Source organism: Lawsonibacter sp. LCP25S3_E2 (assembly GCF_052117285.1).
Taxonomy (GTDB): domain Bacteria; phylum Bacillota; class Clostridia; order Oscillospirales; family Oscillospiraceae; genus Lawsonibacter.
On sequence record NZ_JBQKJL010000003.1, the window covers coordinates 210,210 to 223,942 of the forward strand.

The 13,733-nt window shown below is 51.5% G+C and carries 11 protein-coding genes and 2 pseudogenes; 5 read left to right on the top strand and 8 right to left on the bottom strand.

The window, feature by feature from the left end; translation table 11 throughout:
• Positions 1 to 47: 47 nt before the first annotated feature.
• The gene (locus ACTQ3R_RS04760; RefSeq protein WP_441778198.1) at positions 48 to 1,241 is read right to left on the bottom strand and encodes a helix-turn-helix transcriptional regulator; all 1,194 of its coding nucleotides are present in this window, start codon (positions 1,239 to 1,241) and stop codon (positions 48 to 50) included.
• Positions 1,242 to 1,310: 69 nt separating this feature from the next.
• Here ACTQ3R_RS04760 and ACTQ3R_RS04765 point away from each other — a divergent pair, with 69 nt between their 5' ends.
• The 5 genes and pseudogenes from ACTQ3R_RS04765 to ACTQ3R_RS04785 all read left to right on the top strand — a co-directional run bounded on the left by ACTQ3R_RS04765 (position 1,311) and on the right by ACTQ3R_RS04785 (position 4,598).
• Positions 1,311 to 1,439 (top strand): hypothetical protein, encoded by a 129-nt coding sequence (locus tag ACTQ3R_RS04765; protein WP_441778199.1) that lies wholly within the window; start codon positions 1,311 to 1,313, stop codon positions 1,437 to 1,439.
• 246 nt (positions 1,440 to 1,685) lie between these two features.
• Positions 1,686 to 2,450, top strand: coding sequence for a hypothetical protein (locus ACTQ3R_RS04770; protein ID WP_441778200.1), 765 nt, complete (start codon positions 1,686 to 1,688; stop codon positions 2,448 to 2,450).
• A 473-nt stretch (positions 2,451 to 2,923) separates the two neighbouring features.
• A pseudogene (locus tag ACTQ3R_RS04775) lies at positions 2,924 to 3,739 on the top strand (macro domain-containing protein).
• A gap of 2 nt (positions 3,740 to 3,741) precedes the next feature.
• Positions 3,742 to 4,020: a hypothetical protein gene (locus ACTQ3R_RS04780; RefSeq protein ID WP_441778201.1), complete on the top strand. Its 279-nt coding sequence runs from the start codon at positions 3,742 to 3,744 to the stop codon at positions 4,018 to 4,020.
• A gap of 98 nt (positions 4,021 to 4,118) precedes the next feature.
• Positions 4,119 to 4,598 carry a hypothetical protein gene (locus ACTQ3R_RS04785; RefSeq protein ID WP_441778202.1) on the top strand — a complete coding sequence of 160 codons (480 nt, stop codon included), beginning with the start codon at positions 4,119 to 4,121 and terminating at the stop codon, positions 4,596 to 4,598.
• Positions 4,599 to 4,669: 71 nt separating this feature from the next.
• Here ACTQ3R_RS04785 and ACTQ3R_RS04790 read toward each other — a convergent pair.
• From ACTQ3R_RS04790 to ACTQ3R_RS04820, 7 genes and pseudogenes are all read right to left on the bottom strand, one after another.
• Positions 4,670 to 5,229: pseudogene (locus ACTQ3R_RS04790) on the bottom strand (flavin reductase family protein).
• Positions 5,230 to 5,547: 318 nt separating this feature from the next.
• Positions 5,548 to 6,660, bottom strand: a complete 1,113-nt coding sequence (locus ACTQ3R_RS04795) for a C45 family autoproteolytic acyltransferase/hydolase (protein ID WP_441778203.1) — start codon at positions 6,658 to 6,660, stop codon at positions 5,548 to 5,550.
• A 17-nt stretch (positions 6,661 to 6,677) separates the two neighbouring features.
• A complete protein-coding gene (locus ACTQ3R_RS04800) occupies positions 6,678 to 7,748 on the bottom strand; it encodes a C45 family autoproteolytic acyltransferase/hydolase (RefSeq protein WP_441778204.1) in 1,071 nt (356 codons plus the stop codon).
• Between the two features lie 37 nt (positions 7,749 to 7,785).
• Positions 7,786 to 8,787, bottom strand: a complete 1,002-nt coding sequence (locus ACTQ3R_RS04805; protein WP_441778205.1) for an ABC transporter ATP-binding protein — start codon at positions 8,785 to 8,787, stop codon at positions 7,786 to 7,788.
• Positions 8,788 to 9,609, bottom strand: coding sequence for an ABC transporter ATP-binding protein (locus ACTQ3R_RS04810; protein WP_441778206.1), 822 nt, complete (start codon positions 9,607 to 9,609; stop codon positions 8,788 to 8,790).
• Positions 9,610 to 9,821: 212 nt separating this feature from the next.
• Positions 9,822 to 11,348 carry a recombinase family protein gene (locus ACTQ3R_RS04815; RefSeq protein ID WP_441778207.1) on the bottom strand — a complete coding sequence of 509 codons (1,527 nt, stop codon included), beginning with the start codon at positions 11,346 to 11,348 and terminating at the stop codon, positions 9,822 to 9,824.
• Positions 11,333 to 13,723, bottom strand: coding sequence for a recombinase family protein (locus tag ACTQ3R_RS04820; protein WP_441778208.1), 2,391 nt, complete (start codon positions 13,721 to 13,723; stop codon positions 11,333 to 11,335). Before ACTQ3R_RS04820 ends, ACTQ3R_RS04815 begins: the two co-directional genes overlap by 16 nt.
• Positions 13,724 to 13,733 lie beyond the last annotated feature (10 nt).

Sequence of the window (13,733 nt, forward strand, 5' to 3'; positions counted from 1 at the left end):
TTGCATTCTACTATGTGCGATCGCGCATAGTAGGCCGGCAAACGGGGTTACCGGAGCATATATTGTTTCAATTCGTTCCGGCTAGCGATTTCCAGTTTTTTCTTGATCTCCGCTAAATGCCGTTTTACCGTATTGGGGGAGATGTTCATGTGGGCAGCGATCTCCCGCCCGGTCCACCCCTGAGCGGTGAGCATGGCCACGGCAAATTCCGTGGTGGTCAGGTTGTCCGCCACATCATGCCCCGTATCTGGATTATGGATGCGCCGCCAGCCCCAGGAGAAGCGGTAGGTCACATCCAATATCCGCCGCAGGTCCTCCGGCCAGTTTTCCTTGAACGCCGACTCCAACATCCCGCCCATGAGGCCGTGGTGTTCTCCAAAGCCCTCAATAAGGTCATCGGGCCGGGCCAGCGCCCAGGCGGCCAGCAGATGATCCTGAGCCTGGGGCAGCTGCCGAAGGCGCATATCGTCCATCACCGCCACCAGGTGGAGGTAGATGGCAGGGATGGGGTATGCCTCCGCCCCCATGGCGAGAGCGGCCTCCGCCACGCCTGCACTTTTGGCGTAGTCCTCCTGCAAATAGAGGTAGTGGGCCTGGACATACAGGGCAAAGGCCCGCAGACCCGGAGGCAGCAGGGGCAGGAACTCCCGTGTGGAGGGCAGGCCCTCCGGCAGAGGCAGATGGAGCAGTACGGCTGCTCCGGCGGCCACAAAGGACACCGCCGCCCGGAGATTGGGAGACAGGTTCTCCCCCTCCGTCAGAGTACGCTGCACGGTCTCCAGGGCATGGCGGGCCTTTCGGATCTGCCCGGTGGTGAGGTTAGCGTAGCCATAGATCCAGCAGGCAGACAGCCGCAGGCCCAGATCCCGGCTGGTGAGGTAAAGCTCAGCCGCCTGGGCGGCCCGCTCCGCCTGAGCGCTGAAATAGTAGTATTCGGCCCAGGCCATGTCCTTTTGAGGACCATCTTCCATAGCCTCCACCGTCTCCCGGCACTGTCCCGGCATGAACGAGGTGTTCATTAAGGGCATCATGGAAAAGGACTGGGCCTGAACCGGTGGAGCGGCTGCCGGCTCCTTTTTTGTTCGGCGCAAATCCCCCGGCCTGTCCGCATCGGCAGGGATGGCCCAGGTAGAGCCAAATTTCCGGGCACCCGGAATGCGCCCCTCGGTACAGAATTTTTGGGCCAGACGGAGGGAAATGTTCCACTTCTCCGCTGCCTGGCGTACGGTGATGTAGTCCATAGATACCTCCACAATCGCAGTTTATTCAGTAGATATTATTATAGAAGATTGCAGGGCAAGGGGTCAAGGATGAGATGCGGTAAAGCGGCGGCGCAGATCGACCGGGGCACCGCACAGACGGATGTACAGGAGGATACAGCTATGCCCCGGCCAGAGTGTACCGTGACCACCTTCCAGGCCAAAAAACGCCGGAGCTGAGAGACCAGATGAGATAAAACTACCCGCCCATCCGGGAACACCATCGCAAGAGGGGCCGCTGTACCGTCATACCCCGTTGTGTCATGTATCTTTCACTGATTAGGTTATTTTCCTAAAACCAGTTATAAATTTTTTCAAAATAATGCCGATAACAATAATAAAGGGGTTATTCTTGCACAAATAGATGAAGATTTCTGGAAAAGCCGGTGAGCGCTCGGTACGCAGTCAGGAAAGGAGGCAGTCACAGTGGATTTCATGTCCATTCAAAACCTGAACAGCTACATTAAAAACCTGAAACTTCAGAGCCAATGGTCGCTCAAACAGCAGACAGGGCAATACCATGCCAAGGGTACCACACTGGAGGAATGGCTGGGCGATTCTCAACGCCAGACGCAGGAAACTGCTCCAGGGAATCACGGAGACGATACTCTGCGCAAAATCCACCAGAAGTTGGACGTAGGAGGCAAACTGACCCAGAAAGAGCGGGATTATCTTCAGGAACATGACCCGGAGGCCTATCGGGAACTGGTAAACCAAGAACGTGAGCAGAAAGCCTATGAGGAGGCACTGCGCCGCTGCAAGACTCAGGAAGAGGCGCAGCAGCTACAGATAGGCCGGATCAATGCCTCTCTTGCCCGTGTACAGTCCGTAGAACACGACCCCCATATCCCGCTCTCCAAAAAGCTGGAGATCGCCATGGCGGAAAAAAATCGGGTTGACCGGGTGGCAGAGAGTACCAGAGAATTTATAGCCAGCGGTGAATTTGATGAGCTGCCCACCCAATCCGAGGAACTTCAAGCAAACGAGGACGCGTTGGATGTCCCTGCCCCCGAGCCGGAGGTGTCCGACCAGGCAGAACCGGAGCGTGACGCCCTGGAGACAGAGCACACCGAACTGGACCTGGAAACCTCGGTAGAGCAAAAGGTCCGCAAAGCCAGGGCGCGTGCCGCCTACGCTGCCGTCCAGATTCCGGATCAGCCCGTTGTGGAAACGATGGATACCTGGGCATAGCCCTAGCCGCAAAACCTAATCCATAGCCAGGAGGGTCCCCTCTGAATTTGGAATTTGAATACCTTTAAATTTATTTTTAAGGCGCTAAAATTGAAATTGAAGTACAAAACAAGGCCTTTGTTCTGATTTTTAATCAAACGCCTTGTTTACTGCAACAATTATGCAAATTCAAATGTGGTCACTTGAGAGCAGAATAGTTATTAAGCTATAAATAATTATAACTTTTATTGGACAGTTATGCACAGTATTTGGGTTTTGAGGGGGCTTTTGATAATCTTTTGGAATATGCTCGTTTCTGTTGCATAAAAGTTCCCAAAGCAAGCGCGCTACCAACTGCGCTACACCCGGATATGGAATTGTTTTATCTGTGGTCTTTCATGTGGTCTTGGTCGTTTTTTGACCAGCGGCTTTGTGGAAATAGCTCCCGCTTCTGGTAGTGTCCCAGCGGGTTGTGGGGTTGGGCTTTTTCCCTCATGGATGGGCGGGATATGCTCCCAAAGTCTGTCATCCACACCGTGGGTCCCATCTGGCGGGGCGGCAGCCACAGGGAGCGGGAACTGCTGGTCTCTGCCTACCGCTCCTCTCAGGAAGTGGCTCTGGCCTATCAGTGTGCAACCGTGGCGTTCCCCCTGATCTCCTCCGGGGTGTATGGCTATCCTAAGGATCAGGCCCTGAAGGTGGCGGTGGATACCATCGGGGATTTCCTGCTGGCCCACGACATGACGGTGTATCTGGTCATCTTCGACCGGACCGCCTATATCATCGGCGGAAAGTTCTTTGCCGACATTGCCGCCTACATCGATGACCGCTATGTGGATGCCCACACCGACAGCCGACAGACCTAACGCCGCCGGATGGCTATGGTTTCCATGCCCATAGAGGAATCGGAATGCATGCCTGCCCCCTGTGCTATGGCGCCCTCCGGTTTGGATGAGGCCCTCAGCAAACTGGATGAGAGCTTTTCTCAGATGCTGTTGCGGAAGATCGACGAATGTGGTATGACCGATGCCCAGTGTTACAAAAAGGCCAACATCGACCGCAAGCTGTTTTCCAAGATCCGCTCGGATGTCCACTATAAGCCCTCCAAGCCCACTGCCATGGCCTTTGCCATTGCCCTGGAACTGCCGCTGGAGGAAGCCCGAGAGATGCTGGGGAAAGCAGGTTTCGCCTTCTCTCATGCCAGCAAGTTCGATATCATCGTAGAGTATTTTATTGCCCACCGGAACTATAACATTTTTGATATCAACGAGGCTCTCTTCGCCTTTAACCAGAGCCTGCTGGGAGGATAAATGTGAACAAACATACGATAAACAAGTTTTCGATTCTATCGGCTGCTTTGGGGCTGGCTGTATTGCTGGGTGTTATAGTATCCGGAGCGGCATATCCCAATCCCTTTTTTCAATTTGGGGCGCCATTGGGACTGCTGTTTGTTTTTGTAAGCGTAGTTCTGCAATTTATCAGCTGGATCCTGGAAATCTATCACGGTGTAAAAGGAAAGCAATACCGTTTTGTGGCTGTGATTGCTGTACTTGGCCTGCTCGTTATCTGGAGGCTCCTGAGCAGGCTCTGATGGTGAGAAGTTTTGTCGCCTACCAGGCGACCCGTGCAAATCAAAATTCCCTTATACTGTGCTTGTAAACCAAACAACACAGCATAGGGGGATTTTTTATGAAGAAAAATTTGACGGAACTGGTGTTCATCCTGGACCGTAGCGGCTCCATGCAGAGGTTGGAGGGCGACACCATCGGCGGGGCCATTCACCACATCGGGAACATCCACAAATACGCCCGCCCCGAGGATGTGCCAGAACACACTCTTTTTGTTATCACCACCGACGGCATGGAGAATGCCAGCCGCCGCTACTCCGCTCGGCGAGTAAAGGAGATGATCCAGCGACAGAAGGAAAAGTATGGCTGGGAGTTTCTCTTCCTGGGGGCCAACATCGACGCGGTAGAGACGGCGGGCAACCTTGGCATTGCCCCCGACCGGGCGGTGAACTACCACTGCGACAGCGAAGGCACCCGCCTCAACTACGAGGTGGTGGGCCAGGCCGTGGCAGCCGTCCGGTGCAGCGTCCCTCTGGATGAACACTGGAAAGACGCCATTGAGGAGGATTTCCGCAAGCGGCAGAAGACGGTGCGGCGGTGAACCGTCAAAACAGATGCGGGACGGAGTCTGTACCTCCGTCCCGCATCTATGCTTGGAATAAAACCCAGTCTTTATTTCAGCTTTGCGCCGTCCTGGAAGGCGTTGCCCACCTTCTCGCCCAGCACCCGGTATGCGTTATGGATGGGTCAAAGGTAATGGGCCGCAGCTTGTCCGGGTCGATCTTGCCGTTCTCGTCCAGTACGGACTCGTCGGCGCTCACATTGACGATCTCGCCCACCAGACGGCAGCTCTCCGGGTCATAGCTCACCAGGCGGCACTTCACTGCCATGGGAAGCTCATCGATGAGAGGAGCATCCACAAACTCCGATTTAGTGGTGTGCCATCCGGCCTTTGCCACCTTGCCCGCCACCTGGTTGCCGGACTCAATGCCCACATAGTCGCAGGCCGCCATCTGCTCCGCCGTGGCCATGCTCACGGTGAAGGCCTTGCGGACCAGGATGTTGGCGGTGGTTTTATGGCCTTCGCTGATACACATGCTCAGCTCCTTATCCTCGCTGATGCCGCCCCAGACCGCGTTCATGGCATCGGAGGTACCGTTTTCATCGTAAGCCGCCAGGATAAAGACCGGCTGGGGATAAGTCCAGGGCTTGCCTCCAAAATTCTTGCGCATAGCAATGCCTCCTTATGCGCGGATGGCGGCAGGGGCGGCGGCAGGGCGGAACGTAATTTCCATGACATCAATTCCACTAGCTAACAGTGCCTTCGCGGTAGGAACGGCATCTTCAACCCGGTCTATACTACTACCGGAACGACACCTGCTTCGTGTAGGCGTTCCAGATATTTTCCATGAACTATACTCCTCTCCATCACAGAGATGGCGGTATACTCCCACAGACTTCGGATACCACCCCAGAATACTGTATTTATCCGTCTATAGGCTGTCATCCCTTAGTAGCTATGCTCGTACAGCAGGTGGAGGCACTCCTGGTCAAGTCACATTGATCATGGGGGCATGATCCGACTCACAGCTACCGTTCAGCCCTGTATAAACCATGGCCTGACATGGAGATCCCAGGGCAGTCCAAAGCTGACGGTCTTCCACCACAGCTATACTACCATAGGCAGTAAATCCATCTTTGGTACCATCCTTATGAGGTAACCCATGCCGACAGAGGGAACCATCTCCATCACCTACATGGTCGGACATAATTCTGAGGATATCCTGGAAACGGATTTCCCCATGCCTGCCCCACAGATAAGACATGGCTCGGCGATAGCGATTGTAAGTGGAAAGGTACTCCTTTCTCGTTGGATTGTATCGTAGCATAGCGGGATGATGGTAGTGATTGCTACGAATGAGCATGCCGTCAATGGACTCCACAATCTCCATATCATTTTTAGTCAGTTCAATGCAAACACAGCGTTTTTCGTCCGCCGCGATGAAATTAACATGAAATACATGTGAAGTCTCATATTTGATGAACTTAATGACATCTTCTACCGTTTCGCAGGCCTGAAGCACATAGTTTGGGTTGACTGTTACATGGGAGTATGCGGCAGGGCGCAGATCCTGTTTTACTACAGGTGAAACCACACCACTGGTCGCTACAGATAGTCCAGCACTGTTGATCCCACTTCCCGGCCAAACCACTGCTCCAGCAGGATTTACTTCACTGACAATAACACCGCTGTCGTACTTTCGCCGCATCACCACATGATCCATAGGATAACTGATGTCACGGTTTTTACCCATATATGTCTTCCCATCCAAAGTGGCGGGGCCGTGAGCCACCACCACACTACAGTCGCTGGTAAGTAAATCCGCATGCAGGAAGAGCTGTACATTCATCAGCAAAATATCCTCGTATGGGATCCCAGATCCATCAGCCAGGCCATGCATCTCCTCCGCAGTATCAGGGCGATCTTTCTCAATAAAATCGGCATTCTTTTTTACAAAAGTCCGATAAAAATCAAGATCCATATTCTTTTGATCCGTGACAATATATTTCACGACTTCAATATTTTTCGCGATCAGCTCCTTTGCCTTTAATCCGTACGCCTTTCCCTGATCATAAGCAGAGCCTTCTACCTCGATATACATACTTTCCACTCCTATCTTTACTTAGATTCGCAACGAATCAGTGCTTCACACGGATTATGTAGAGCGGTGAACATATCCCGATCTTCCAAAATAATTATGCTGGAGTACGTCGATACTGCCGTACCATCTGTACCATGGCGACAAATGCTAGAGCCCTCCCGGCCATCTCGGTCATGATGTTGGGCAATCTGTAGCATATCCTGGAACCGAATCTTTCCCACTCGCGGCCGCAAGAATGCTTCTGCCGCCTCATACCGCCCGTAATTGTTGGGATTCTCCTTTCGAATGGGACGGAATGCACTTAACTCCTCACTGCGCCAATAATTGCTACGGAACAACAGTCCATCTGAATCCGCTTCGCAGATGACCAACTTGTCCTCAGACATTTCAATGCACACAGCACGCTCGTGGTCCACTGCAAAGAAGTTCACCCGAAAGATCCGGGGACCATGTTTATATTTAATGTAATCAATAACATCACTCACATTTTTACAGCTCTGGAGCACATAGTTGGGATTCACTGTCACATGGCCTCGGTTAGCCACCGACAAATCCATCTCAGGCATATTTGCTGTAGCGGCGCCAGTTGTGGCTACCATTAATCCATAGCTGTTAAAGCCATTTCCCGGCCAAAGGACTGCTCCCACGGGGTTGACCTCACACACCTCCACACCACTGGGGTAGTGACGGCGGGTCACCACGTGACGCATATGAGTAAAAATATCTCGGGTCTTAATCATGTAAGTCTTCCCATCCAGGGTGGCCGGTGCCCGCGCGATCATTGTCATACACTCATCGCTGAGTAACTGTGCCTGAATAAACAGCTGCACATTCAGCAGATAGATATCATCCAGAGGGAGTCCCGCACCATCAGCAATTCCCTGGAGCTCTTCTGCAGTGTCAGGGCGATCTTTTTTAACAAAATCCATATTGCGATAGACATGTTTCATGTAGGCGGACATTTCCATGTGTTTGACATTTTCCACCACATTTCTTACAATCGCCACATTTTCAATAATCTGGTCTCTCATCAGTTCCCCATGGGTCTTGCCCATCTCATACGGCGAACCTTTCAAATCAATAAACATAGCAGTACTTCCTTTCTTTTACCATCACTTTACCTAGTTACTGACCACAGTGATGACAGGCACAGAAATGTCCGCCACCATAATCTACAAAGGGCGGGTCCACTTGACTGCATACCTCGGTAGCACGGGGGCAACGGGTATGGAACCGGCAACCGGCCGGGGGATGCAAGGGGCTAGGCAAATCACCAGGTAGAAATATTTTCTGTTTTTTCTGACTTGGGTCAGAAGCAGGAATTGCCGACAGTAATGCCTGGCTATATGGATGTAGAGGTTCTCCTGCCACCGCATCGCTACTACCCAACTCTACAATCCGCCCTAGATACATCACTGCGATGTGGGAAGAGATATGCTTAACAATTCGCAGATCATGAGAGATAAACAAGTAGGCAATTCTCATCTCCTGTTGAATTCTCATCATTAGATTGATAACCTGCGCTTGAACCGAAACATCCAGTGCTGATACACACTCATCACAAATGATGAACTGTGGATCCACTGCCAAAGCCCGTGCAATACTGATTCGCTGGCGCTGACCGCCGGAAAATTCATGGGGATACCGGCGCAACATAGACTGATTCAGTCCCACTGTCTCCAGCAGTTCAGCCGCCCGTTCCATCCCTTCTCTCTTTGTCGCTAATTTCTGAATCAGATAAGGCTCGCACAGGATGTCGCCCACTGTCATTCTGGGATTGAGTGAAGAGTAAGGGTCCTGAAAAATAATTTGGAATTCACGCCTTTTACGACGAAGTTCCTTTTGATCCAGTTTTGTAATATCTTCTCCGTTAAATAAAATTTCTCCAGAGGTAGGATCTGTAAGCCGGATTATTGCACGGCCCAATGTGGATTTCCCACAACCGCTCTCACCCACCAGCCCCAATGTCTGGCCAGTGGCCAGAGAAAAGCTAACACCATCAACCGCCTTGACTGACTGTACTTCTTTTCTGGAAAATATACCCCTTTTGACAGGAAAATGCTTCTTCAGGTCATGGACCTGTAATAATACAGACTCAGCTTGAGGGGGGGCGACAATCTTGTTCATCTAATCAACCTCCTCATCCCAACGCACTGTATATTTCCAACACTTTACATATGAATTCCCATGTTGCACCAGGCGGGGGGACTCCTTTTCACAGATGGTGCGCTTCTCTGCACATCTGGTGCAAAATCTGCACCCGGTGGGCATTTCATTCAAACTTGGTACCGTCCCTGGGATAGATTGTAATTCTTTCCCTTTATGGTCCATGGTCAAAATCGAACCTAGCAGTCCACAGGTATAGGGGTGAAGCGGGTGATGGAAAATATCGTCTACCGACGCCATCTCCACCATATTCCCTGCATACATCACAATGACTCGGTCCACAGTTTCCGCAATGACTCCAAGATCATGGGTAATCAAAATCAACGCAGAAGAAAATCTCCGGTTTAGGTCATTCATGAGATCCAAAATCTGCGCCTGAATCGTGACATCCAAGGCAGTGGTAGGTTCGTCAGCAATGAGTAAATGAGGCCTACAAAGCATGGCCATGGCAATCATCACCCGTTGTCTCATACCACCAGACAGCTCAAATGGATATTGCCGCATCCGTTGTTCAGGATCCGGAATTTTCACAAGTTGCAGTGCCTCAACAGCCTGTTGTTTCGCTTGCTTCTTGGTGCAGTCCTGGTGGAGCAGCACACTCTCCATCAATTGGGCTCCAATGGTAAACAATGGATTCAGGCTGGTCATAGGCTCTTGAAATATCATTGATATTTCTTTTCCCCGGATGTCGTACATCTCCTTGTTGCTAAGGGTTAACAGATTTTGCCCACCATAGATGATTTCTCCTGAGACCTTTGCGTATTGGGGTAGCGTAAAGAGCACTTTGGAGAAAATGGTTTGTCTCTATTATGATTATTTTTTATTATACCATATATTTTTTGGCAGCTTCTACCTTTTTGAAATTTATTATTTATTTTTACTGGATCGTTTAGAGAAGCCACGGTCTAAATTCGATTGCGTAGTTTTGAAAAGCAGAAAACCCAAGCTACCAAGATGGATTTGATAGCCTGGGTTTTCCGTTTTTGTACCTTCAATTATTCAAAGAGGTCATGGACTTTGTAAACAATCTCAATGCGGTTGTCGGGGAATACATACACCTTTTCTATCAGCAGATCGGTCAGTTCCGAGGTCAGCACATCCGCTTCCGCAATCGAGTGAACAATCTCTTGTCGGCTGCTTTGGCGGGCCTGTTCTTCCCGCTTCAGCTTTGCCTGGGCGGTGACAGTAGCATAGGCATTTTTGACTTTCAGTATTTCTGCGTCATAAACTGCTTTCTCCGATTTATAAGTGTCCAGCTCGATCTGCCCCAGGAGATACCGTTCAAAGAGAGCTTGCTTCTGGTCCTTCAGAGCTTCCAGCTGCTTCTCATATTCGGAGCATTTGGTAGCGGTGGCTTCCAGGTGAATGGTGCCGTCCTCATGTACGGGCAACAGGACTTCCAGTTGCTTTTTCAAAGTGAGGAGGACTGCTTCTTCCAGACCGGCAGCATCTGCCCGGACATCGCGGCAGCGGCTGTTCACATCGGCAGTAGAATGGCGGCACATATAAAACGGTCTCTTTTGGGCGATGCGGGAGAGTGCATGATCGCAGCAGCCGCAATATACCTTGCCTTTTAGTGGGTACTCTCTGGTTTTCTTGGTCGGCAAGGAGAATCGGCGCTGCACAGCCTGCACCTTTTCAAATAGTTCTTTATCAACGATTGCCGGATGATGGTCGGGAATAATAAACCATTTGTCCCGGTCCTTCCTGCGGCTCCGTGTGCCGCCTACTTCAATGACTGCACGACGCCCGATGACATAGGAGCCGATATAGCGTTCATCCTCCAGGATACGGAGAACCGTAGAACTGCTCCAGCGGCCACGGGAGCGGGAGACATCGTGGTACTTCTGCCCATGAGCTGCTTTGTATTCTCCGGGGGTCGGGATACCTCGCTTAAAGAGTTCCCTGGTAACGGCTGCCGCTCCAATGCCGGTTGCGGCAAGTTGGAAAATGAGCTGTACCACAGCAGCGGTTTCCGGGTTCGGTTCCATTCTGCCATCGGCGCTTTTGCGATACCCATAAGGGCAAACTTTGCTCTGGTATTCGCCGCGCTGCATTTTGGCGTACTTGGCGCTTTTGGTCTTGATGGACATATCCCGGCTGTAATACTCGCTGATTAGATACTTGAAAGCCACATCCATGCCGCCGGTATCTCCCTTGTGCTGATTGCTGTCAAAATTGTCATTGATGGAAATGAACCGGGTGTGAAATAGCGGGAACACACGCTCAATGAAATAGCCAGTCTCAATGCTGTTTCGTCCAAATCGGGAAAAGTCTTTTACGATGATACAGTCGATCTTATTGGCCCGTACCATCTCAATCAGCTCCTGGACTTTGGGGCGCTCAAAGTTTGTCCCGCTATACCCGTTGTCGATAAATTCAAGGACTTCCGCATTGGTGGACTCCGGCATGGAAGAAATAAATTCGTTCAGCGCATGGTGCTGGTTTTCAATGCTCATACTGTCGTATTTATAATCCTCCAGGGAAAGGCGGATATAAAGGGCAATCACATATTTCTGCACTGGCTCAGCACCTCCTCACAATGCTCAAATTCGCTCTGGAAGCGGAAACGAACCGTAATCCGCTTTTCTCTTGAGACCTCTACACGGTCAATCAGCCGGTCAATCAGAGCTGCCGTCAGCTGGCGATCTTCCTTGATATGCTGTGCATCCTGGGACAGCATTTTGTACTGTTCCAGCTGCTTGGCGATGAATGCAAGCCCTGCTTTCAGCTGTTCAATTTCCTTGCTTATGGCCTCGATTTTGGCTTCATACTTCTCTTTGAAGGTAAAATACTCGTCTTTTGACAGATGGTTCTGGATCAGGCCCTCATACAATCTGCGCTGATAGGTTCGCAGCTGCTGGATTTCCTGTTTCCGGCTGGAGATTTTAGCCTCTATGTTTTTCTGCTCCTCGGCTTCTTTGGAGAGGTTTTCCAGACCAAGAGAGTATTGCCCCAGCGTGGTATCAAGCTGCTCCTGTATCATATCGGCCAGGACGTCCAGCAGCTCTTTTTCAAAGATAAACGCACCAGGACAAACGCCCTTTTTGATACGGTTGTTACTGATACAGTGGTAGACATATACCTCCTGTGACTTTCTGCGGACGCATTTCTGTCGGTGAAGGCTGCGTCCGCAGTGAGCGCAGAAGATTTTGCCTCTCAAAAGATTAGGAGACCAGGAATGTATCTCCCTATCTTTTGCCTGCTGTGCAGCCTGGTCCAACGCTTTCTGAACAGCGGCAAACAGCTCCCGGCTGATGATGGCTTCATGGGTGCCGCGTACCGTTGTCCATTCATCGGCGCTGGCTCTGACCTGCTTGTGGTCGATGATTTTAGATACCCCTTGCACCAGATCTCCGGTATAAACCTCTGCGCGGAGAATTTTGGCAACGGTGCGGGTTTGCCAATGCCCATTGCCCACCAGATTCTCATGGGTGATCTCTCCCAAGGTTCTCTTGTAGTGGCTGGGAGAGAGATACCCGGCCTCGTTCAAGCGTACCGCGATGGTATTTAATCCTGCGCCCTCGGCGGCCCATTGAAACATGGTTTTGACTACCTCGGCAGCCACCGGGTCAACGATCAGCTGGTGGCAGTCATCAGGAGCCTTCAAATATCCATAGGGGGTACGCCCGCCAACATACTTGCCGTCTTTCATGGCCTGCCGCTGCTGGGCTTTGATTTTTCTGGCAATATCCATCGCATAGGCTTCGTTAATCATGTTCCGCAGCGGGATGATGATACCATCATGGGCATTATCCGGGGAAGAAGAATCGTAGCGGTCATTCACGGCAATAAAGCGGACTTTCTGCACGGGAAAGTAACGCTCTATATAGTAGCCGGTGTCTATGACATTTCGCCCCAGCCGGGACAAATCTTTTACAATGACACAGTTGATAAGATCCGCTTCAATATCGGAGAGCATCTGCTGGAAGCTGGGGCGGTGGAAGTTCGTACCCGTTGCGCCATTGTCAATGTAGGTCTGTACCACAATAATCTCCGGGTTCTGCTCCAGATACCGGGCGATAATCAGTTGCTGGGTCTCGATAGAGGCGGTGTGGGTATTGTAGCCTCCGTCACCGCCGCAGGTGGTCAATGTTTGCCCGTCTACCAACTCTCGCTTATAGGGGTCGTAGGCAATAGACAGGCCAAAGAAGTTAGCCTGCTCCATGTCGTATGGCTTGCCCTGATCTTCCTCGCTTTCAAAGTGGTGCAGATGCATGGAGTAGTCCAGCCCATCCCCCCAGGGAAACAGGGTGCAGCATCCGCCGCCGCACAGATAGGCCCACTCATCCGGCGTGGGAAGGCTGGCTGCCAGCTCCCACAACAGGGACCGCTGAAACTCCGGGTAGGTCATTGGATGGCACAGCGACGCCTGCCAGCTATCCCCATTGCGTTCAAAGCGGACAGTTTCGTGTATCTCAAAACTCTGGCTGTTCTGGCCCGCCCACTTCTGCAAGTTTTCCAGCCAGTCGGGGTGGGTGGTGATGCGTGGATCATTCATGGGTACGCTTTCCCAGTCGATCTCCTCCAGTTTTCTGCCTACGAACATGGGGCCGATGGTCACCCGGCGTACTGGGGTCATGCCCTGCCGGAGAAATTCCTCCACAGAGCCCTCATATTCGATTTCCGCAAAAATATCCGCCAGTTCCTCTTGGTTGGCCTTGTCCATCCCGTGGACAAAGCCCTCCCAGCCAAGCGTTACAGTATCGCCTGGGACAAAGACAAACTCCCGTCCGCCTTTTTCAAACAGGCCGGTGGTGCAGCTTTGTCCCCAGCGGGAAAAGGCGTATAGTTCCTTGAATGTCAAATGATAACGAGCCGCCAGCGTCTGCATCAGCCAGAGCTTATCGGACAGTTTCAAGGTGTCAAATTGTGGACGAAATAGTTTTTCGTTCATAGCAACGCAC

Excerpts from the sequence above, each read along its gene's own strand:
- ACTQ3R_RS04760 (WP_441778198.1), bottom strand. The coding sequence starts at position 1,241 with ATGGACTACATCACCGTACGCCAGGCAGCGGAGAAGTGGAACATTTCC.
- ACTQ3R_RS04765 (WP_441778199.1), top strand. The coding sequence starts at position 1,311 with ATGAGATGCGGTAAAGCGGCGGCGCAGATCGACCGGGGCACCGCACAG.
- ACTQ3R_RS04785 (WP_441778202.1), top strand. The coding sequence starts at position 4,119 with ATGAAGAAAAATTTGACGGAACTGGTGTTCATCCTGGACCGTAGCGGC.
- ACTQ3R_RS04795 (WP_441778203.1), bottom strand. The coding sequence starts at position 6,660 with ATGTATATCGAGGTAGAAGGCTCTGCTTATGATCAGGGAAAGGCGTAC.
- ACTQ3R_RS04800 (WP_441778204.1), bottom strand. The coding sequence starts at position 7,748 with ATGTTTATTGATTTGAAAGGTTCGCCGTATGAGATGGGCAAGACCCAT.
- ACTQ3R_RS04805 (WP_441778205.1), bottom strand. The coding sequence starts at position 8,787 with ATGAACAAGATTGTCGCCCCCCCTCAAGCTGAGTCTGTATTATTACAG.
- ACTQ3R_RS04820 (WP_441778208.1), bottom strand. The coding sequence starts at position 13,723 with ATGAACGAAAAACTATTTCGTCCACAATTTGACACCTTGAAACTGTCC.